The organism is Roseateles violae, assembly GCF_030410485.1.
In the GTDB taxonomy this organism is placed as follows: Bacteria; Pseudomonadota; Gammaproteobacteria; order Burkholderiales; family Burkholderiaceae_C; genus Roseateles_D; species Roseateles_D violae.
Genome location: NZ_JAUHHC010000004.1, coordinates 473,659 through 493,495 on the forward strand (window position 1 = coordinate 473,659; position 19,837 = coordinate 493,495).

Genomic DNA, 19,837 nt, shown 5'->3' on the forward strand with positions numbered 1-19,837 from the left:
CCATGAGCTGCCCCTCCTCCGTCTTCGAGCCCGAGTTCACCGAGCGCCTGTGCGCGATCTTCGAGGAGCACATCGCCTTCAACAAGGTGCTGGGCCTGCAGATCGACGCGCTGGAGGCCGAGCTCGTGCGCGCGCACATCACCATGAAGCCCGAGCTGATCGGCCATTTCACCCACCAGCGCCTGCATGGCGGGGTGATCAGCGCGACCCTGGACGCGATGGGCGGCCTGGCGGTGATGGCGGCGATCGGCGCGCGCCATCTCGACGAAGCGCCGGCCGCGCGGCTGCAGCGCTTCGGCAAGCTCGGCACCATCGATCTGCGCATCGACTACCTGCGCCCGGCCACCGGCGCGCGCTTCGGCGCCACGGCCCAGGTCTTGCGCCTGGGCAGCCGGGTCGCGTCCACGCGGATGGAGTTCTTCGATTCGGAAGGCCGCCTACTCAGCAGCGGCGCCGGCGCCTACATCGTGTCCTGAACCGGCGCGCGGCGCTCGCTCCGCGACAGCCGCAACAGCTGCAAGGCGGCGCCCAGCGCCGTCGCGCCGCCCAGGCCCATGATCCAGCGCGTGTCCAGCAGCGCCAGCAGCCCGCCGGCAATGGCGATCGCGACATTGGCCAGGCAGAAGATCGTCGACAAGAGACCCATCACCCGGCCCTGGCCATGGGCGGCAAAGCGCTCCGACATCCAGGCCGGCAGCAAGGTGTTGTAGATCGCCAGCGGCACGCCCAGCGCAACGATGACCAGCATGCCGGCGCGGCCGGGCAGCAGGGCCAGCGCCGTCAGGCCCAGCGCGGCAACCAGGGCCATCAGGCTGGCGCGGTGCAGCGGCTGGCGCGCCTGGCCGGCGACGCGGCCGGCAATCACGCTGGCCAGGGTCATGGCCAGGCATTGGCAGGCGGTCACGAAGGCGATGCCGCGGCCGTCCAGGCCCATGTTCTGCAAGAGCCACAGCGGGGCGAACTCGTACAGCGCATTGCAGCCCAGGCCGTAGCAGAGCTGCAGCCAGAACAGGCGCCGCAGCACCGCATCCTGGCGCAGCAGGCCCAGCGACTGGCGCTCGCGCATCGCGGCCCAGAGCCCCTGCCCCGGCTGCAGCGGGGAGCCCGGCACCGCCCAGCCGAGGATGGCCAGGCAGGGCAGCATCGCCAAGGCCGCCAGCAAAAAGGGCACCGGCTCGCCCCAGCCCACCGTCAGGCCGCCGATCAGCGGCCCCAGCAGCCAGCCGCCGTACAGGCAGGCATTGAGCCAGGCGAAGCCCTTGCCGCGGTCGATACGCGGATGCAGATCGGCCAGCAGCGCCCGCGCGACGGCCACATTGCCCTCGGTCAGGCCGGTGACGAAGCGGGCGGCCAGGAAGAGCGGATACCAGCGCTCGGCCAGCCCCCAGGCGGTCAGCAGATAGCCCAGCAGGGTCGCGCTCAAGGTCACCGTCAGCACGCGGCGGCGGCCGTAGCGGTCCGACAGCGGGCCGACAAAGAGGCTGCCGATCAGGATGCCCAGCGGATTGGCGGCCAGCGCGATGCCCATCAGCAGTTCCGGCGGCAGGCCCAGCCAGTGGGTGAAGTCGTCGACCGGCCCACCGACGAAGATGGGCGCGAGGATCGGGTACGGCATCGCCACGCCGGCGGTGCTCATCAGCGCGAGCGCGCAGACGGCGAACAGCACCCATTGCGGATGGCGGATCTCGGAGTCGGACGAGGCGGCGAGCGGGGAAGCGGAGGAGGAAGATGCGGGCACGGCGCTATTGGAACATCGGCAACATCCCGCATGATCGAAAATAGCGGCCATGCCATTCCGATCCCTTCCCCTGCCCGCGCCGACCGCCGGCCGGCTCTGGCTGCAGTCGATGCCCGGCCGCCTCGAATCCTGGGGCGCCTTTCTCGACGAGGCGCGGCTGCAAAAGCTGCATGTCGTCGTCTGCCTGAATCCGCTCGAGGAGGTGGCGCAGCTCTCGCCCGGCTATCACAAGGCGATCGCCGAGGGCCGGCTGCCGTTTCGCTGGCAGCATCTGCCGATGCGCGATTTCGGCCTCGGCGCCGACCCGGCCGCCTTTCGCAGCGGCATCGAGCAGATTGCGCAAAGCCTGAGCCTGGGCGAGCAGGTGCTGCTGCATTGCGCGGCCGGCATCGGCCGCACCGGCACGGTCGCTGCCTGCGTGCTGAAGAAGCTCGGCGCCAGCAGCGAGGAAGCGCTGCGCCGCGTGCGCGAGGCCGGCTCGAACCCGCAGTCGGCGCTGCAATCGGGCTGGATCGACCGCTTCTGACATGGACATCGTCCATCTCGACGCCGAGGTGATCGTCGTCAACAAGCCGGCCGGCCTGCTGTCGGTGCCCGGCCGCGGCGAGGACAAGCAGGACTGCGCGATCCACCGCGTGCAGCGCGTGCATCCCGAGGCGCTGATCGTGCACCGGCTCGATATGGCCACCTCGGGCCTGCTGCTGCTGGCGCGGGGTGCGGCGATGCAGCGGCGCCTGAGCATGGCCTTTGCCGAACGCCGGGTCCACAAGCGCTATATCGCGCTGCTGCAGGGCCGGCTGGCGACCGAAGGCTGGGCCGAGGTCGACCTGCCGCTGATCTGCGACTGGCCGAATCGGCCGCGCCAGATGGTCGATCCCGTCCGCGGCAAGCCCTCGCGCACGCGCTACCGCGTGCTCGAGCGCGGCGCCGCGCAGACCCGCGTCGAGCTCGAGCCCATCACCGGCCGCACGCACCAGCTGCGCGTGCATATGCTGGCGCTGGGCCATGCGATCGTCGGCGATACGCTCTATGCTGCAGACACCCAGCCACCAGCCCCGCGGCTGCTGCTGCACGCCAGCCGGCTGAGCCTGCCGGAGTTGGGCCTGCAGCTGGAATCCGCGCCGGAGTTCTGAGATGAGCCCCCTGCAATCGCCCGCCGCCGAACGTAACAAGCAGCCCATCCTCGAGGCGCTGCTGAGCCGCCTGCCGGCGCAGGGCCTGGCGCTGGAGATCGCCAGCGGCAGCGGCCAGCATGTTGCGCATTTCGCTCCGGCGATGCCGGGCTGGTCCTGGCTGGCCTCGGACCTGGACGCGCAGGCCCTCGATTCGATCGCCGCCTGGTGGCCCACCGGCCCGGCGCCGCTGCGGCTGGACGTGCACGAGGCCGACTGGCCGCTGCCGCCCAGCCACCGGCAGCTGGACCTGATCTTCTGCGCCAATATGCTGCACATCTCGCCCTGGAGCAGCTGCGCGGCGCTGATGCGCGGCGCGGCCCGCCATCTGCGCATCGATGGGCGGCTGGTGGTCTACGGCCCCTTCCTCGTGCCCGGCGAGCCGACCGCGCCCAGCAATATCGCCTTCGACGCCGATCTGCGCCACCGCAACGGCAGCTGGGGACTGCGCTCGCTGGCCGATGTGACGGGCGAGGCGCAGGCGGCCGGCTTGCGCCTGGCCGAGCGCCTGGCCATGCCGGCCAATAATCGGCTGCTGATCTTCGAAGCTTTCCAAGCACCCCAAGCATGAGTTCCAAGCAACAACTGTTCATCATCACCGGCGCCTCGCGCGGCATGGGCGAGGCGATCGCGCGCCAGCTGCTGGCGCCCGGGCATCGCGTCATCGGCATCTCGCGCAGGCAAAGCGCCGCGCTCGCGGCCGAAGCGCAGGCGCGCGGCGCCGCCTTGGAGCAATGGGAGCAGGACCTGGCCGAGCCGCTGGCCGCGGCCGAGCGCCTGCAGGCCTGGCTGGCCGCGCAACCGGCCGCCAGCTTCGAGTCGGCGACCCTGATCAACAACGCCGGCGTCGTCGCACGGCCGGGGCCGGTCGAGCAGACGCCGCTGGTCGAGCTGTCGAACGCGATCCGCGTCGGCCTGGAGGCGACCCTGCTGCTGAGCGCCGCCTTCCTCGCCAAGACCGAGGCGCTGGGCAAGGCGCGCCGCATCCTGAACATCTCCTCGGGCCTGGGCCGGCGCGCGATGGCCGGCAGCGCCGCCTACTGCGCGGCCAAGGCCGGCATGGACAATCTGTCGCGCGCGATGGCGCTGGACGAGGCCGGCAAGCCGGCCGGGGCGGCCATCGTCTCGCTGGCACCGGGCATCATCGACACCGAGATGCAGAGCCAGCTGCGCGCCGGCGATCCGAGCGGCTTCCCCGACCACGCCACCTTCGTCGGCTTCAAGACCAGCGGCGCGCTGATGAGCCCCGACGAGGCGGCCGCCAAGGTGCTGCGCTTCCTCGCCAAGCCCGGCTTCGGCAGCCAGGTGCTGGCCGACGTCCGCGAGGTGTAGGCGCGAGGTATAGACTTGAAATCAGGCCAGCCGACCCCAGCTTGGCCGGCAAGGCCAAAACCTTTGGCCCAAAGGAGATCGAAGTGAAACGTATTGCCCTGACCCTGCTGGTCGCCGCCCTGAGCCTGGGCCTGCCCGCCCTCGATGCCGAGGCCAAGCGCATCGGCGGTGGCGGCATGAAGCGCAGCATTCCGACGCAAAGCAGCACGACGCCACCGCCCAAGCCGGCGACGCCGACGCAGCAGCAGCAGGCCGCGCCGGCCCAGCAGGCGGCGCCGACGCAGACGGCCGCCGCCCCGGCCGCCGCGGCCGCACCGGCCAAGCGCTCCTGGATGGGCCCAATCGCCGGCCTCGCGGCCGGCCTGGGCCTGGCCGCGCTGGCCAGCCATTTCGGCTTCGGCGAGGCGCTGGCCAATGTGATGACCATGGTGCTGATCGGCATCGTCGCGATGATGCTGATCGGCTTCCTGATGCGCCGCTTCGGCAAGGCCAAGGCGCAGCCGCAGGGCATGCAGTACGCCGGCGCCGGCGCGCCCTTCCCTCAGCAAGCGCAGCCGCAGCCCATGGCCTACCAGCCGCAGGCGGCGGCGGCGCCGGTCGCGGCGGCCGATGACGGCTTCGACACGGCCGGCTTCGAGCAGATCGCCAAGCGCGTCTTCATCCGCCTGCAGGCGGCCAACGACAACGCCGACCAGGCCGATCTGCGCCGCTTCACGACGCCCGAGATGTATGGCGTGATCCAGCAGGAGCTGCTCGACCGCAAGAACGCCAAGCAGAGCACCGAGGTGCTGCAGCTGGACGCGCGGGTGGTCGACCGCGCCGTCGAGGAGGGCCAGCAGGTCGTCAGCGTGCGTTTCTGGGGCCTGATCCGCGAACAGAGCGAGGCCGCGGCCGAGCATTTCGACGAGGTCTGGCATCTGGTGCGTCCGCAGGACGAGAGCCGCGACTGGGCGATCGCCGGCATCCAGGTCACCGCCTGAACCAGAGACCGAACCAGCGGACATCCCCCAGGGCGCTGCGGCGCCGCTTCGGGACAAAATCGGGGCCTTCCAAGGCCCCTTTTCTTTTGCCGATGTTCACCATTCCCCACCCCCCCCGTCTCCTGAAGCTGGGCGGCATCGCCGCGCTGCTGCTGAGCCTTGCCGCCGGCGTCGGCGCACAGCAGCAGGCCGTCGTGCAGCCGAATGCCAATCTCTTCGTGCAGGGCATTCCGGCCATCCCGCAAAGCCTGGCCGATGCGGTCGCGCGCTACACCGACTTCCGCGGCCATGCCTTCGTCGACTGGCATCCGAGCAAGCGCGAGATGCTGGTCTCGCACCGCAAGGCCGGCGCCAACACGGCCCAGCTCTTCCGCGTCAGCGCGCCGCTGGCCGAGCCCGAGCAGCTGACCGATGGCGCCGATCCGGTCAGCCAGGCCAGCTACGAGCCGCGCGAGGGCCGCTACGTCGTCTTCGAGCGCAGCGCCGGCGGTTCCGAGGTCGCACAGATCTACCGCCTCGATGACAAGGACAAGGCGCCCGTGCTGCTGACCAACCCGGACGAGCGTCATGACATCGTCGGCTGGCTCAACAACAGCAGCCAGCTGCTCTACACGGCCGTGCCCATCGACCGCACCGCCCAGGGCGGCAGCCGCGCGCAGATCAGCACCGCACTGTGGATCATCGACCCGGCCAAGCCGGAGACCAAGCGCAAGATCGCGGACCTGCCGGGCCCGGGCTGGGGCGCCGCGCGCCCGTCCTGGGACGACAAGCAGGTCGCCCTGATCCGCTATCTGTCGGCCAATGAGTCGCAGGTCTGGCTGCTCGATCTGGAGAGCGGCAAAACGCGCCAGATCCTGCCGGCCGCCAATGAGCCGAATCTGAAGGCCGTGCACTTCCCCGGCGCCTTCAGCCGCGACAACAAGGCCATCCATCTGGTCAGCGACCGCTTCGGCGAGTTCCGCGAGCTGATGAGCTACGAGATCGCCAGCGGCAAGCTGACCCGCATCACGGCCGACATCCGCTGGGACGTCAGCGGCGCCGCTGTCACCGAGGATGGCCGCAAGCTGGCCGTGCAGATCAATGTCGACGGCCGCGACGAGCTGCATCTGTTCGACGGCCAGAGCTTCAAGGAACTGCCGGCTCCGAAGCTGCCGGCCGGCAATGTCGGCACGGCGCGCTTCCATCCCAAGTCCAACGAGCTGGTCTTCAGCCTCAACAATGCCCAGGGCCCGAGCCAGATCTACACACTGGGCGCCGACGGCCGCAGCGAGGCCTGGACCAAGCCCTATGCGCCGCCGGGCGTCGACCCGAGCAAGTTCGCCGAGCAGCAGATCGTGCGCTGGAAGAGCTTCGACGGCCTGACGATCTCGGGCCTCCTGACCCGCCCCGACAGCAAGCGCTTCCCGGGCAAGCGGCCGGTGATCATTTCGATCCACGGCGGCCCCGAGGGCCAGGCGACGGTCGGCTTCCTGGCGCGCAACCAGTACTACGTCAACGAGCTGGGCATCGCCTTCCTGCAGCCGAACGTGCGCGGTTCCGAGGGCTATGGCAAGAGCTTCCTAGCCATGGACAACGGTTTCAAGCGCGAGGACTCGGTCAAGGACATCGGCGCCCTGCTCGACTGGATCGCCACCCAGCCGGACCTGGACGCCTCGCGCGTGCTGGTCACGGGCGGCAGCTATGGCGGCTATATGACCCTCGCCGTGTCCACCCACTACGCCGACCGCATCGCCGGCTCGGTCGACATCGTCGGCATCTCGCACTTCGTCACCTTCCTGCAGAACACCGAGAGCTACCGCCGCGACCTGCGCCGCGTCGAGTACGGTGACGAGCGCGACCCGGCGATGCGCGAGCATCTGGACAAGATCTCGCCGCTGACCAATGCGGCCAAGATCAAGAAGCCGCTGTTCGTCGTGCAGGGCAAGAACGACCCGCGCGTGCCCTATACCGAGGCCGAGCAGATCGTTGCCAAGGTGCGCGAGGGCGGCACCCCGGTCTGGTATCTGCGCGCCGAGAACGAGGGCCATGGCTTCCAGAAGAAGGAAAACCAGGACTTCCAGTTCTACGCGACCATCCTCTTCATGCAGCAGACCCTGCCGAAGTGATGAGGCGACGCCGCCTGGTCATCGGCAGCGCCTTGCTATTGCCCGGTCTGGCGCAGGCCGCCGCCCCGGCCATCGCGGCGCGGCTGGCGGAACTGGAGGCGCTCAGCGGCGGCGAGCTGGGTGTCTGCGCGCTGGACAGCGGCAGCGGCCAGCTGATCGGCCACAAGGCCGAGCAGCGCTTCGCGATGTGCTCGACCTTCAAGGCCCTGCTGGCGGGCCAGGTGCTGGCGCGCGTCGAGGCCGGGGCGCTGAGCCTCGCTCAGCAGTTGCCGGTCAAGCGCGCCGACCTCCTGCCGCATGCACCGGCCGTCGAGGCGAAGCTGAAGGACGGCCGGATGACGGTGGCCGAGCTCTGCGCCGGCAGCGTCGAGCTGAGCGACAACGCCGCCGCCAATCTGCTGCTGAGCCTCTGCGGCGGCCCCAAGGCGCTGACCGCCTGGCTGCGCGATATCGGCGATCCGCTGACGCGCCTGGACCGCAGCGAGCCTGAGCTGAACAGCAATATCCCCGGCGACCCGCGCGACAGCACGACGCCGGCGGCCATGGCCGAGACGCTGCGCCGCCTGCTGCTCGGCGAGCAGGCGCTGCGGCGCGCCGAATCGCGCGCCCAGCTGCTGGGCTGGATGGAGCGCTCGCCGACCGGGCGCGCGCGCTTGCGGGCCGGCCTGCCTGCGGGCTGGCGCGCCGGCGACAAGACCGGCACCGGCACGCGCGGCGCCGTCAACGATGTCGCGATCGTGTTCCCGCCGGGCCGCGCGCCCTGGCTGATCGCGGTCTACATGAGCGGATCGGCCCAGCCGGTCGGCGAGCTGAGCCGCCTTCACGAGCTGGTGATGCGGGCGCTGCTGCCGGCCCTGCAGGCGCCGAGCTAGGAGTCGGGTCGGATCAGCGCTCCAGCGCCTGCAGATAGACGGCCGGCTCGGCCGACAGGCTCTTGTGCACGGCGCGGCTGATCTCGTCGGCCAGCACCTCGCTCGCGCCGGCCTCCAGACCATCGAAGGCCGCCTTGACGATGGCCTCCGGGCTGCTCTTCGGCAGCTCGATGCCGCGCGTCAGATCGGTGTCGATGAAGCCGGCGTGCAGGCCCAGCACCTGCGTGCCCTGGGCCTTCAGCTCGATGCGCAGGCCATTCGTCAGCGCCCAGGCGGCCGACTTGCTCGCGCCATAGGCGCCCAGCAACGGCCCGTTGATCCAGCTGGCCACCGACAGCACATTCAGGATCGCGCCGCCGCCATTGGCGCCCAGCACCGGCGCGAAGGCCTGGGCCAGCCGCATCGGGCCGAAGAAGTTGGTGTCCAGCATCTGCTGGGCGGCAGCCGCGCTGTCCTCGTTCAGGAAACCGCCCAGGCTCGCGATGCCGGCGTTGTTGATCAGCAGCGTCAGATCGCCGGCCGCGCGGGCGGCGGCGGCGATGTCCTCCGGCCGCGTGACGTCCAGCTTCAGCGGCACGACGCCGGGCAGGGTCAGCTGCGCCGGATCGCGCGCCGCCGCATAGACCTTGCGCGCGCCGCGCGCCAGCGCCTCGCGGGCGAAGACCAGGCCCAGGCCGCGATTGGCGCCGGTGATCAGGACGGTGGCGTTGTCGAGTTTCATGACGGGACTTCCTTTGATCGATCAAGCTCGGTGGGCGGCCAAAAATATGTTGATCGTCATATTCATGGGCAAAAAAAATCAGGAGCGCTCGTAACGCGCCAGCAGGCTGGCGCGCGTCGCCGCCAGCAGTTCGCCGCCGCTTTCGGGCCCGAGCACGCGGGCCAGCTGCAGCGCGCCGACCATGGTCGCGGCGATCACCTGCGCATCGTCGTCTGCGGTCTCCCCGTCCAGCGCCTGCCGGACCGTCGCGACCAGCGCCCGCACCCGCTCGGCCCCCGCCTCCTGCAGTGCCGGCGCCTGGCGCGGCATCTCGGAGCTCAGCGCCGCCACCGGGCAGCCGAGTTCGGCGCCGACGCGGTGAGCCTCGGACAGATAGGTCTCGATGACGACCCGCAGCGCCGTCTCACCGGCCGCCCGCCGAGCCTGCACATGCTCGGCGAAGGAGGCGCCGCTGGCGCGGCCGGCATGCCCCAACGCCTCGGCCAGCAGGGCAGCACGCGAGTCGAAATGGGCATAGAAGCCGCCATGGGTCAGGCCGGCCTCCTTCATGATGTCGGCCACGCCGACGCCGTCGTATCCGGCACGCCGGATCGCCCGCGAGGCGACCTCGACGATGCGCTGGTGGCTCAGCTCCTTCTTGCTCGGTGTACTTGGCGACAGGTCCATGGCCGCATGATAGGTCAAAATATGACAATCGTCATATTTATCGAAAAGCCCCAGCCGCAAGCAGGGCTGGAAGGCTCAGCCGATCAGATTGGCCAGGGTCAGGAGCGCCAGCAAGAGCATCCACAGCACGACCGAGCGCCAGACCAGGCCGACCACGCTTTGCAGATGGCCCAGTTGCGGCGTCTGGCCGGGGGTCGAGCCGTCGGCACGGGTGGCCTCGGCGTCGACGCCGGAATCGAAGGTCTTGCTGCGGTCCGGCGTCACGCCGGGCGCGGCCGCGCCCCCGAGTTGCAGGCCCAGCGCGCCGGCGGCCGAGGCGAGGATGATGCCCTCGTTGGCATGCAGCCACAGGCCTGCATCGCGGCGCCAGCCGTTCACCGCCTCCTCGAAATTGCCGACGATGGCGAAGCCGGTCGCCGTCATCCGCGCCGGCACATAGTCGATCCAGCCGAACAGGCGCCGCGACAGCTGCATCAGGCGCTCGTTGGTCGGCGCATCCAGCGTGCGGCTCTTGAAGGCCCAGTAGCGGCTGGCGAACTCGGCCATCCGGTACAGCACCGCGCCGGCCGGGCCCAGGCCCAGGGTCGACAACACGACGAACCAGAAAAAGACGCCGAAGACATGGCGGTGCGCGGCCAGCAAGGAGTGCTCGATCGCGTGGCGCAGCAACTCGGTGCGCGGCAGCTCGCTGGCATCCAGATGCCGCCACTCGCTCAGCAGCCGGCGCGCCTCGAGATCGTCGCCGCGCTCGAGCGCATCGCGGATGTCGGTGAAGTAATGGCTGAACTGGCGAAAGCCCAGGGTGAGATAAAGCACCAGCACATCGAGCGCCAATGCCAGCAGCACGCTGACCTTGCTGACGGCCAGGTAGACCAGCGCGGCCAGCAGCGCCGGGCCCAGCACCGTGATCGCCCAGACGATGCCGGCATGGTGTTCGCGGCCGGCATCGAAATTGCGACCGGTCCAGCGCACCCAACTGATCACGCCGTGATGGATGCTATTGCCATGCCGCAGGGGTTTGAGCTGTTCACACAGCAGCGCCAACAAGACCGCAAAGAAGTTCATGGCCCGGGATGATAGCGGGCGCTTTGGCGCCCCGGGCTCAGGCGGCGAGGAATCGGTAGAGATTGCGCAGCATGGCGGCGGTCGCGCCCCAGATGAAGTATTCGCGCGGCACGCCGCCCTCGGCCGGATCGGGCGCGATCCAGGGCATCGAGAGGAACTGGCGCTCGCCGCCCTCCCAGCTGAAGCGATGGCGCTGGTGATGCGCCGGATCCATCAGGAAGGCCAGCGGCACCTCGAAGGCCTCGTCGACCTCGAAGGCGTCCAGCGTCAGATTGAAGCCGGGCCGCACCAGGGCCACCACCGGCGAAACCTCGAAGGCGGTCACCGTCGTGTAGATCGGCAGGCTGCCGATCACCTCGATATGCTCGCGCGCCAGGCCGATCTCCTCCTCGGTCTCGCGCAGCGCGGTCGCGATCGCGCCCTCGTCCTCGGGCTCGACGCGGCCGCCCGGAAAGCTAATCTGGCCGGCGTGGTCGCGCAGATGCGCGGTGCGGCGCGTCAGCAGCAGGGTCGTGCCGGCCTCGTGCATCACCAGCGGCACCAGCACGGCGGCGGCGGCCGGGCTGCGCTGCGTGAAGCGGCCGCCGTCACCGGGAATCTCGGGCGCCCAGTCCGGCGGCGCGGCAAAGCGCCGGCGCAACGCCTCGGGGGTCAGGGCCGCAGCGGGCACGGCGGGCAGATGATGATCGGCGCCGCTGACGGGCACCGCTTGCGGATCCAGGATGGGCGGGCGGGACATGGACGCGAGCATAGGCCGGAAAACAAAAAACCGCCCTGAGGCGGTTTCTTGCAAAGCCAAAGCGGCGATTAAGCCAGCTTCTCTTTGATTCGAGCCGACTTGCCCGAACGCTCGCGCAGGTAGTACAGCTTGGCGCGGCGCACATCGCCGCGGCGCTTGACTTCGATCGAGGCGATCAGCGGGCTGTACAGCTGGAAGGTACGCTCGACGCCTTCGCCGCTGGAGATCTTGCGGACGATGAAGCTGCTGTTCAGGCCGCGGTTGCGCTTGGCGATCACGACGCCTTCGTAGGCCTGCACGCGCTTGCGGGTGCCTTCGACGACGTTGACGCTGACGATCACGGTGTCGCCGGGGGCGAAGGCCGGGATGGTCTTGTTCAGGCGAGCAATTTCTTCTTGCTCAAGGGTTTGGATCAGGTCCATGGGTTCTCCTAGTGATCGTGGCGGCGTCTGAAATTCTTGGGAGCCGTCAGGGTGACGACTGAACCCGCCAGAGGATCGGACAGCCCGCTAGTATAGCCGCAAATTCAAAGACTGGCCAGGAAGCGCTCGTCCGCTTTGCTCAACAGCCCGGCCGCGCGGGCCGCGGCGATCAGCTCGGGGCGGCGCTGCCAAGTGATCTCCAGCGAGCGCTCGCGCCGCCAGCGCTCGATCTGCGCATGGTGGCCGGACAACAGCACGGCCGGCACCTGCTGCCCGTCGAATAGCTCCGGCCGGCTGTAATGCGGGCAGTCCAGCAAGCCGGCCGAGAAACTGTCCTGCTGGTGCGAGGCGGCGTCGTTCAGCACGCCCTCCTGCAGGCGCGCGATGGCATCCAGCAGCGCGATCGCCGGCAGTTCGCCGCCGGACAGCACGAAGTCGCCCAGGCTCAGCTCCAGCGTCACATGGCGGTCCAGGAAGCGCTGGTCGATGCCTTCGTAGCGGCCGCACAGCAGCACGCCGCCCGTCCCCTGTGCCAGTTCGCGCACCAGGGCCTGGTCGATGCGGCGGCCGGTCGGGCTGAAGTGGATGACGGCCGGCGCGGCTTCGCCGCCCTGCCCGCCCCGGTCGGCCTTGACGGCGGCCAGCGCGCGCTCCAGCGGCTCGATCAGCATCACCATGCCGGGGCCGCCGCCGAAGGGGCGGTCGTCGACGCGGCGGTAGTTGTCCTCGGCGTGCTCGCGCAGCTGCCACAGCCGTACGTCGACCTGGCCGCTCTCGAAGGCACGGCGAGTCACGCCCTGGCTCAGATGCGGGCCGAACAGCTCGGGGAATAGGGTGATGACGTCGAAGCGCATGGGCGTATTCAGCCCGAGGATCCGAGAAGGCGCCGGGCCGCCCCAAGCCTCCTCGCGCCCCCTCGGGGGGCAGCCGTCGCGACGCGGCGGCGTGGGGGCATTAGTAATCCAGGCCCCAGTCGACGGTGATCAGGCGCTGCTCGAGGTCGACGTCGTCGACGAAGGCGGCGACGAAGGGGATCAGCCGCTCCTGGTCCGGCTTGACCGGCGCCGTCAAGCCCGGCGGCACGATGCGCAGCACGCTGTGCGGGCCGGTGTCGATCAGGCCGACGACCTCGCCGAGCGTCTCGCCCTGGCGATTGACCACATTCAGGCCGATCAGATCGACCCAGTAATACTCATTCGGATCGGCGCTGGGGAAGGCCGAGCGCGAGATGAAGATGCGCGCACCGCGCAGCGCTTCGGCGCCATTGCGATCGTTGACGCCCTGGACGCCGGCCACGATGCCTTCGCCATGGTCGCGCACCGCGAGAATCTTCAGCAGCTGCGGCAAAGCCGTTTTGGGCTTGGCCATCAGCGGCTTGCTCTCCTCGGGCGGCTGGAGGAACCAGCGGCGCGAGGAGAACAGGGCCTGGGCATCGCTGGAATAGGCTTGCACCTTGATCCAGCCCTTGACGCCCCAGGCGTCCAGAATCCGCCCGACCTCGATCGCGTCCTCGGGCCAGGCCAGCTCGTCGGAGCTGCCGGCGGAGGCGGCGCGGTTCTCGGCGGGCGTTCCGGTCATCGACTTAGACCGCGGCCTTCTTGGCCTGGCCGACCAGACGCTCGACCGTCGGCGACAGCTGGGCACCAACGCCGACCCAGTAGGCGACGCGGTCCGAAGCGATGCGCAGCGACTCGGCGGCACCCGAAGCGACCGGGTTGTAGAAGCCGACGCGCTCGATGAAGCGGCCGTCACGGCGGTTTTGGCTGTTGGCCACGACGATGTTGTAGAAGGGGCGCTTCTTGGAGCCGCCGCGAGCCAGACGAATAACAACCATGATGTTTCCTAGAGAACTTGAGAAGGATCGACCGCGCAAGGAGACACCCAGGGCGAGAAGATCGGAGTGGCGACGTCGATGAATTCAACCTCGCCGCTTTCGGTGCCGTAGATACGCCGGGCTTCAATCCAGCCAGCACCAGAACCCGGCATTATAGACTCGGGAATTCAACAAGCCAAAATCCATGAGCCAAGAAACCGAATCCGGCGCGCCGGCGATCACGCTGCGCCTCAGCACCGAGGCCGACATCCCGGCCATCCAGGCCATTTACGAACACGCCGTGCTGCACGGCACCGGCACCTTCGAGACCGAGGTGCCCGAGCCGGCCGAGATGGCACGCCGCCGTGCCGAGGTGCTGAGCCGCGGCCTGCCCTGGCTGGTCGCCGAGCGCGGCGGCCAGGTGCTGGGCTATGCCTATGCCAATTATTTCCGCCCGCGCATGGCCTACCGCTTCTGCCTGGAGGATTCGATCTATCTGGCGCCGGCCGCACAGGGCCAGGGCCTGGGCCGCCTGCTGCTGGCCGAGCTGATCGCCCGCTGCGAGGCAGCCGGCGCGCGCCAGATGCTGGCCGTCATCGGCGATGCGGAGAACAAGGGCTCGATCGGCCTGCATGCGGCGCTGGGCTTCGAGCACACCGGTGTGCTGAAGAGCTCGGGCTGGAAGTTCGGCCGCTGGCTCGATGTGGTGCTGATGCAGCGCCAGCTGGGCCCGGGCGACCGGAGCCGCCCCGAATGAGCGCCTACAAGTCAAAGGCGGTCGCGACCTGGACCGCGCTGCTGCTGGGCAGCTTCGGCCTGCACCGCTTCTATCTGCATGGCTTCTCCGACCGCCTGGCCTGGCTGCACCCCTGGCCCACCCTGATCGGCCTGTACGGCGTCCAGCGCATGGGCCAGCTGGGTCAGGACGACCGCCTGGCCTGGGTGCTGATGCCCATACTGGGCCTGATGCTGGCGCAGGCAATGCTGTGCGGCATCGTCTACGGCCTGACGCCGGACGAACGCTGGAACGCCCAGCGCAATCCCGGCCAGGCGCCACGCGCCAGCGGCTGGGGCACCATCATCGGTGTGATCGCCTGCCTGATGATTGGCGGCACCGTGCTGATGACGACGATCGCCTTCAGCGCGCAGCGCTATTTCGAGAGCCAAGTCGAAGCGGCACAGGCGATCAGCCAGTAAGTTGAACGGGGCCCGCGGGCCCCGTTTTTTTCTCGTCCGACTGCCGCTCAGAACAGCGTGAAGCTGAGCCAGTAGCAGACGCCGGCGATGAAGGCCGAGGCGGGAATGGTGAAGATCCAGGCCCAGACGATATTGCCGGCCACGCCCCAGCGCACGCTGGAAGCGCGCTGCGTGGAGCCGACGCCGACGATGGCGCCGGTGATGGTGTGGGTGGTCGACACTGGCACGCCCAGCGCCGTCGCCAGGAACAGCGTGATCGCGCCACCGGTCTCGGCGCAGAAGCCGCCGACGGGCTTCAGCTTGGTGATCTTCTGACCCATGGTGCGAACGATGCGCCAGCCACCGAACATGGTACCCATGCCGATCGCCAGATAGCAGACGACGATGACCCAGCTCGGCGGCGCGTGCTCGCCGGCACTGGCATAGCCGGAGGCGATCAGCAGCATCCAGATCAGGCCGATCGTCTTCTGCGCGTCATTGCCGCCATGGCCCAGGCTGTACAGGCCCGCCGAGACCAGCTGCAGCCGGCGGAACCAGTTGTCCACCCGCAGCGGCGAACTGCGCCGGAACAGCCAGGCGACGATCACCATCAGCAGCGAGCCCAGCACGAAACCCAGCAGCGGCGAGACGAAGATGAACAGCACGGTCTTGCCGATGCCGCTCATGATCAGACCCTTGGTGCCCGCCTTGGCGATCGTCGCGCCGACCAGGCCGCCGATCAGCGCATGCGAGGAGCTCGAGGGGATGCCATAGAACCAGGTGATCACGTTCCAGGCGATCGCGCCGATCAGCGCGCCGAAGATCACATGATGGTCGACGACGCTGGCGTCGATCGAGCCCTTGCCGATCGTGGCCGCCACCTTCAGCTCGAAGAACAGCACCGCGATCACATTGAAGAAGGCGGCGAACAGCACCGCCTGCTGCGGCTTGAGCACGCCGGTGGAGACCACCGTCGCGATCGAGTTGGCCGCATCATGAAAACCGTTCATGAAGTCGAAGGCCACGGCCAGCACGACCAGCAGCGCAACGACCCAGAAAGCTACCTGTACCGATTCCATCGCGATGAACCGCTGTCGATCAGGAGTTCTCGAGGACGATGCCCTCGATCAGATTGGCCACGTCCTCGCAGCGATCCGAGATCGACTCGAGCTGCTCGTAGATCGCCTTCAGCTTGATCAGCTCGCGCACGTCTTCCTGCTCGCGGAACAGCTTGGACATCGCCGAGCGCATCACGCGGTCGGCATCGCTTTCCAGCTTGTCGATCTCCTCGCAGGTCTTGATCGCCGCCTCGGCCGTCTTGGGTTCGCTGAGCTTGGGCAGCAGGGTCACCGCATACTGCACGCGCTCGCAGCACTTGGCCGACAGCTCGCCCAGGCGCAGCACCTCGTCGGGGATCGAGCGCACGTCGTACAGCGACATGGTCTCGGTCGAGTCCTGCAGCAGATCGAGGATGTCGTCCATCGCATTGATCAGGCTGTGGATCTGCTCGCGGTCGATCGGCGTGATGAAGGTGCGGTGCAGCAGGCGGTTGACCTCGGCGGTCACGCGGTCGGCCTGGTGCTCGGCCTTGTCGACCTCGCCGGCGTACTTCTCGCGCAGGTCCAGATCGTTGTAGTTCTGGATCATCAGCATGAAGGCGCGCGCGCCCTCGACGATCTGGCCGCCATGCTCATTGAAGAGCTCGAAAAAATTGCCCTCGCGGGGCAGCAACTTGCCGAAAAACATGGGTTCTCCTCGCGCGCGCCGGCCGCTTCGACCGCCACGCCGCAACAACGGCTTTCACAAAATCTTCATCGCCGCGTCATGTTTTCGATGCAGGCGGCAAGGGCGAGAGTGTAATTGCCCGCCCGCCGGATCGGCATCGGGGGCGGCAATAAAAACGAATTCAGGCCGAACGGAAAATGAAGTAGACGGCGCCCATCAGGCACAGGCCGGCCCAGATGAAATCCGTCCGGAAAGGCTGGCCCATATAGAACATCGAGAACGGCACGAACACCGCCAGGGTGATCACTTCCTGGGTGATCTTCAGCTGCGCCAGATCGAAGCCGGCGCCATGGCCGATGCGGTTGGCCGGCACCTGCAGCAGGTATTCGAACAGGGCGATGCCCCAGCTGAGCAAGGCCGCGATCCACCAGGGCTTGGCGGCCAGGTCCTTCAGGTGGCCGTACCAGGCAAAGGTCATGAAGACATTCGACAGGATCAGCAGACCCACGGTCTGCCAGCCGGAAGCGCCCGAGAACAGATTCATCAGCATGCGATGGGGGCTTTCAAGGCTTGGTCAAGGCGCTGCAGGCGCTGGCCCGCGACAGCCGGCAAGCGCTCGCGCAGCGCGCCCAGCCCCGGCACCTGCAGCGCGGGGGCCAGGTCGAGCAGCGGCCGCAGCACGAAGGCGCGCTCATGCAGGCGCGGATGCGGCAGGCTCAGCCGCGGGGTCTGCAGCGAGCACTCGCCCTGCAGCAGCAGGTCCAGGTCGAGTGTGCGGGGCGCATTGCGGTAGGGCCGCTCGCGGCCGTGTGCCTGCTCGATCGCCTGCAGCGCGTCGAGCAGGTCCAGCGGCGCCAGCGCCGTGTCCAGCGCCGCGACCGCGTTCAGGTAGTCGGGGCCGCCGGCATCGACCGGCGTCGTGCGGTAGGCCGGCGACACCGCCACCAGCCGCGTCTGCGGCAGCGCGGCCAACGCGGCCAGCGCCCGCTCCAACGTGCCGATCAGGTCCACGCCCAGATTGGCGCCCAGGCCGATATAGGCGCGCTCCGCGGCCGGCATCACGGGCTCAGGAGCCGGCGCCATCGGCCGCGGCGCCCTCGGCAGCAGCGCCCGCGCTCTTGGGGCGGCGGCGACGGCGGCGCTTCTTGGCGGCGGGGCCGGCTTCGTCATCGGCGGCCGGCTCGTCGGGCGCGGCAGCCTTGGCCGGCGCGCTCTTGCGCGGCAGCTGGTGCACCTTGGGGCCGCGGCTCTTCTTGTCGGCCTCGCGCGCCTCCTCGATCAGGGCGGCGCGATCCTCGTCGCCGCCCAGCGCAAAGTCCTCCCACCAGTCGGCCAGCGCAGCGTCGATCTCGCCGGCATCGGCGCGCAGGCGCAGGAAGTCGAAGCCGGCGCGGTAGCGCGGCTGCTCGACCAGCGTGTAGACGCCGGAGCCCGAACGGCGCTCGAAGCGCGGCTGCATCATCCAGATCTCGCGCATATCGGTGGCCAGCTTGCCGCGACCGGAGATGTCGCCGATGCGCGCGTCGAAGACCTCGTCGATTGCCATCGACAGCGCCGGCACCGTCGGCTCGCCGCCCTCGCGGATGCGCGTCCAGCGCTCGAGCACCTCGCGCCACAGCATGCAGGCCAGCATGAAGCTGGGGCTGACACCGCGGCCTTCCTGCACGCGGCGGTCGGTGTCCTCGAAGGCCAGGCGCACGAACTGGGCGGCCGGCCCCTCGCCGAGCTCGCCCTTGGCGTCCAGCATCGCGTCGAGGATGGGGAAGACGCCGCGCGCCAGGCCCTGCTTTCTCAGCTCGCCCAGGCTGGCCAGCGAATGACCGGTCTGCAGCAGCTTGATCATCTCGTCGAACAGGCGCGAGGCCGGCACATTGGCCAGCAGCGCCGCACAGGTCCTGATCGGCGCACGCGTCTTGGGTTCGACCTCGAAGCCGAGCTTGGCGGCGAAGCGCACGGCGCGGATGATGCGCACCGGGTCCTCGCGATAGCGCGTCTCCGGATCGCCGATCATGCGCAGCACGCGCTTCTTGGCGTCGGCGATGCCGCCGTGGTAGTCGACGACGATCTGGCGCTGCGGGTCGTAGTACAGCGCGTTGACGGTGTAGTCGCGCCGCGCGGCGTCCTCGATCTGCGGGCCCCAGACGTTGTCGCGCAAGACCCGGCCCTCGGCATCGACGACATGGCTCTTGCCGGCCAGCTCGGCCTTGGAGGTCTTCTCGTTGCCGCTGACCTGCTCGGCGCCGTCATTGGCCAGCAGCGCGCGGAAGGTCGAGACCTCGATCACCTCGTGCTCGCGGCCGCGGCCGTAGACGACGTGGACGATGCGAAAGCGCCGGCCGATGATGAAGGCGCGGCGGAACAGGCCCTTGACCTGCTCCGGCGTCGCATTGGTGGCGACGTCGAAGTCCTTGGGCCGCATGCCCAGCAGCAGATCGCGCACCGCGCCGCCGACGATATAGGCCTCGAAGCCGGCATCGCTCAGGGTCTGCACCACGCGCACCGCGCGCTCGTCGAGCAGGTTCGGATCGATGCCATGCTCGGCCGCCTGCACCTCGACCCGCTTGCCCAGCGGCGAGCGGGCACCGGCCTTGCCGGCCGGCTTGCCCAGCAGCTTGTCAATGAATTTTTTGATCATTTGAACAATTCAAGAATGGGCCAGCCGCGGGCGGACGCGATGTCCGCCAGCGCCGGCGTCGGATTGGTCGCCACCGGGTGGCTGACCAGTTCCAGCAGCGGAAGATCGTTGACCGAATCGCTGTAGAAGCTGATGCGCTCGAAATCCTGCCATTGTCGCCCCAAGCCGGCCAGCCAGTCGTGCACCCGCGCGATCTTGCCGGCCTGGAAGGACGGCACGCCCTCGACATGGCCGGTGTAGGCGCCGTCGGTGTCGCGCTGCAGGCGCACGGCGATCAGGTGCTCGATGCCGAAGGCGGCGGCGATCGGCGCGGTGACGAACTCGTTGGTGGCGGTGACGACGGCGATCAGATCGCCGGCCTCCTGGTGGCGGCGCACCAGCGCCCTCGCCTCCGCGCGCAGCTGCGGCGCCATCACCTCGGCCATGAAGCGCTCGCGCACGGCCAGCGCCTCGGCCGCCGGCCGCTGCCGCCAGGCCGAGGTGGCGAATTCGATGTACTCGTCCAGGTCCAGGCGCCCGGCCTGGTAGTCGGCATAGAACTGGTCGTTGCGGGCGGCCCAGGCCGCGCCGTCGGCCCAGCCGATGTCGACCATGAAGCCGCCGAAGGCGTGGTCGGAGTCGCCGGGCAGCAAGGTGCCGTCGAGGTCGAACAGGGTCAGGTTCATGCGCTATTCAT

Annotated in this window: 25 protein-coding genes; 10 read left to right on the plus strand and 15 right to left on the minus strand. The window is 69.1% G+C overall.

Annotated features, from left to right (window positions below; genetic code table 11):
- The first annotated feature begins 2 nt into the window (after nt 1–2).
- Nucleotides 3–476, plus strand: coding sequence for a thioesterase family protein (locus QWJ38_RS16590; protein ID WP_290360213.1), 474 nt, complete (start codon nt 3–5; stop codon nt 474–476).
- On the opposite strand, the gene QWJ38_RS16595 is transcribed toward QWJ38_RS16590, so the two are convergent.
- Nucleotides 461–1,738, minus strand: coding sequence for an MFS transporter (locus QWJ38_RS16595; RefSeq protein WP_290360214.1), 1,278 nt, complete (start codon nt 1,736–1,738; stop codon nt 461–463). The two genes, QWJ38_RS16590 and QWJ38_RS16595, sit on opposite strands and share 16 nt — an antisense overlap.
- Nucleotides 1,739–1,787: 49 nt before the next feature.
- Here QWJ38_RS16595 and QWJ38_RS16600 point away from each other — a divergent pair, with 49 nt between their 5' ends.
- From QWJ38_RS16600 to bla, 7 genes are all read left to right on the plus strand, one after another.
- Nucleotides 1,788–2,264 carry a protein-tyrosine phosphatase family protein gene (locus QWJ38_RS16600; protein ID WP_290360215.1) on the plus strand — a complete coding sequence of 159 codons (477 nt, stop codon included), beginning with the start codon at nt 1,788–1,790 and terminating at the stop codon, nt 2,262–2,264.
- Nucleotide 2,265: 1 nt separating this feature from the next.
- Nucleotides 2,266–2,871 (plus strand): RluA family pseudouridine synthase, encoded by a 606-nt coding sequence (locus tag QWJ38_RS16605; RefSeq protein WP_290360216.1) that lies wholly within the window; start codon nt 2,266–2,268, stop codon nt 2,869–2,871.
- Nucleotide 2,872: 1 nt separating this feature from the next.
- Nucleotides 2,873–3,481, plus strand: coding sequence for a DUF938 domain-containing protein (locus tag QWJ38_RS16610; protein ID WP_290360217.1), 609 nt, complete (start codon nt 2,873–2,875; stop codon nt 3,479–3,481).
- Nucleotides 3,478–4,242, plus strand: a complete 765-nt coding sequence (locus QWJ38_RS16615; protein ID WP_290360218.1) for an SDR family NAD(P)-dependent oxidoreductase — start codon at nt 3,478–3,480, stop codon at nt 4,240–4,242. Before QWJ38_RS16610 ends, QWJ38_RS16615 begins: the two co-directional genes overlap by 4 nt.
- Before the next feature lie 83 nt (nt 4,243–4,325).
- Entirely contained in the window at nt 4,326–5,222 is an 897-nt protein-coding gene (locus QWJ38_RS16620; RefSeq protein WP_290360219.1) for a Tim44 domain-containing protein, read from the plus strand.
- A 92-nt stretch (nt 5,223–5,314) separates the two neighbouring features.
- A complete protein-coding gene (locus tag QWJ38_RS16625) occupies nt 5,315–7,327 on the plus strand; it encodes a S9 family peptidase (protein ID WP_290360220.1) in 2,013 nt (670 codons plus the stop codon).
- Nucleotides 7,327–8,199 carry a class A beta-lactamase gene (gene bla, locus QWJ38_RS16630; RefSeq protein WP_290360221.1) on the plus strand — a complete coding sequence of 291 codons (873 nt, stop codon included), beginning with the start codon at nt 7,327–7,329 and terminating at the stop codon, nt 8,197–8,199. The genes QWJ38_RS16625 and bla overlap by 1 nt, the downstream gene beginning before the upstream one ends.
- A 13-nt stretch (nt 8,200–8,212) precedes the next feature.
- Here bla and QWJ38_RS16635 read toward each other — a convergent pair whose 3' ends face one another.
- The 8 genes from QWJ38_RS16635 to rpsP form a co-directional block, all read right to left on the minus strand.
- Complete coding sequence (locus tag QWJ38_RS16635; protein WP_290360222.1) at nt 8,213–8,920, minus strand: SDR family oxidoreductase; 708 nt, start codon at nt 8,918–8,920, stop codon at nt 8,213–8,215.
- A 78-nt stretch (nt 8,921–8,998) separates the two neighbouring features.
- Nucleotides 8,999–9,586 (minus strand): TetR/AcrR family transcriptional regulator, encoded by a 588-nt coding sequence (locus QWJ38_RS16640; RefSeq protein ID WP_290360223.1) that lies wholly within the window; start codon nt 9,584–9,586, stop codon nt 8,999–9,001.
- Nucleotides 9,587–9,661: 75 nt separating this feature from the next.
- On the minus strand, nt 9,662–10,651 hold the full coding sequence (locus tag QWJ38_RS16645) for a CobD/CbiB family protein (RefSeq protein ID WP_290360224.1): 990 nt from the start codon (nt 10,649–10,651) through the stop codon (nt 9,662–9,664).
- Nucleotides 10,652–10,688: 37 nt separating this feature from the next.
- Nucleotides 10,689–11,390, minus strand: a complete 702-nt coding sequence (locus QWJ38_RS16650; RefSeq protein WP_290360225.1) for an NUDIX hydrolase — start codon at nt 11,388–11,390, stop codon at nt 10,689–10,691.
- A gap of 68 nt (nt 11,391–11,458) precedes the next feature.
- Nucleotides 11,459–11,812, minus strand: a complete 354-nt coding sequence (gene rplS / locus QWJ38_RS16655) for a 50S ribosomal protein L19 (protein WP_088481338.1) — start codon at nt 11,810–11,812, stop codon at nt 11,459–11,461.
- Nucleotides 11,813–11,916: 104 nt separating this feature from the next.
- A complete protein-coding gene (gene trmD, locus QWJ38_RS16660) occupies nt 11,917–12,666 on the minus strand; it encodes a tRNA (guanosine(37)-N1)-methyltransferase TrmD (RefSeq protein WP_290360226.1) in 750 nt (249 codons plus the stop codon).
- A 100-nt stretch (nt 12,667–12,766) separates the two neighbouring features.
- A complete protein-coding gene (gene rimM, locus QWJ38_RS16665) occupies nt 12,767–13,390 on the minus strand; it encodes a ribosome maturation factor RimM (protein ID WP_290360227.1) in 624 nt (207 codons plus the stop codon).
- 4 nt (nt 13,391–13,394) lie between these two features.
- Complete coding sequence (gene rpsP, locus QWJ38_RS16670; RefSeq protein WP_290360228.1) at nt 13,395–13,646, minus strand: 30S ribosomal protein S16; 252 nt, start codon at nt 13,644–13,646, stop codon at nt 13,395–13,397.
- 184 nt (nt 13,647–13,830) lie between these two features.
- On the opposite strand from rpsP, the gene QWJ38_RS16675 reads away from it, so the two are divergent.
- On the plus strand, nt 13,831–14,382 hold the full coding sequence (locus QWJ38_RS16675) for a GNAT family N-acetyltransferase (RefSeq protein ID WP_290360229.1): 552 nt from the start codon (nt 13,831–13,833) through the stop codon (nt 14,380–14,382).
- Entirely contained in the window at nt 14,379–14,822 is a 444-nt protein-coding gene (locus QWJ38_RS16680; protein WP_290360230.1) for an NINE protein, read from the plus strand. The genes QWJ38_RS16675 and QWJ38_RS16680 overlap by 4 nt, the downstream gene beginning before the upstream one ends.
- A gap of 47 nt (nt 14,823–14,869) precedes the next feature.
- Here QWJ38_RS16680 and QWJ38_RS16685 read toward each other — a convergent pair whose 3' ends face one another.
- From QWJ38_RS16685 to QWJ38_RS16710, 6 genes are all read right to left on the minus strand, one after another.
- The gene (locus QWJ38_RS16685) at nt 14,870–15,880 is read right to left on the minus strand and encodes an inorganic phosphate transporter (RefSeq protein ID WP_290360231.1); all 1,011 of its coding nucleotides are present in this window, start codon (nt 15,878–15,880) and stop codon (nt 14,870–14,872) included.
- Nucleotides 15,881–15,899: 19 nt separating this feature from the next.
- Nucleotides 15,900–16,547 (minus strand): DUF47 domain-containing protein, encoded by a 648-nt coding sequence (locus QWJ38_RS16690; protein ID WP_290360232.1) that lies wholly within the window; start codon nt 16,545–16,547, stop codon nt 15,900–15,902.
- Between the two features lie 160 nt (nt 16,548–16,707).
- Nucleotides 16,708–17,070 (minus strand): DMT family protein, encoded by a 363-nt coding sequence (locus QWJ38_RS16695; protein ID WP_290360417.1) that lies wholly within the window; start codon nt 17,068–17,070, stop codon nt 16,708–16,710.
- On the minus strand, nt 17,070–17,585 hold the full coding sequence (gene folK, locus QWJ38_RS16700) for a 2-amino-4-hydroxy-6-hydroxymethyldihydropteridine diphosphokinase (protein WP_290360233.1): 516 nt from the start codon (nt 17,583–17,585) through the stop codon (nt 17,070–17,072). Before folK ends, QWJ38_RS16695 begins: the two co-directional genes overlap by 1 nt.
- Before the next feature lie 7 nt (nt 17,586–17,592).
- Entirely contained in the window at nt 17,593–19,161 is a 1,569-nt protein-coding gene (gene pcnB / locus QWJ38_RS16705; protein ID WP_290360234.1) for a polynucleotide adenylyltransferase PcnB, read from the minus strand.
- The gene (locus tag QWJ38_RS16710; protein ID WP_290360235.1) at nt 19,158–19,826 is read right to left on the minus strand and encodes a histidinol-phosphatase; all 669 of its coding nucleotides are present in this window, start codon (nt 19,824–19,826) and stop codon (nt 19,158–19,160) included. Before QWJ38_RS16710 ends, pcnB begins: the two co-directional genes overlap by 4 nt.
- Nucleotides 19,827–19,837 lie beyond the last annotated feature (11 nt).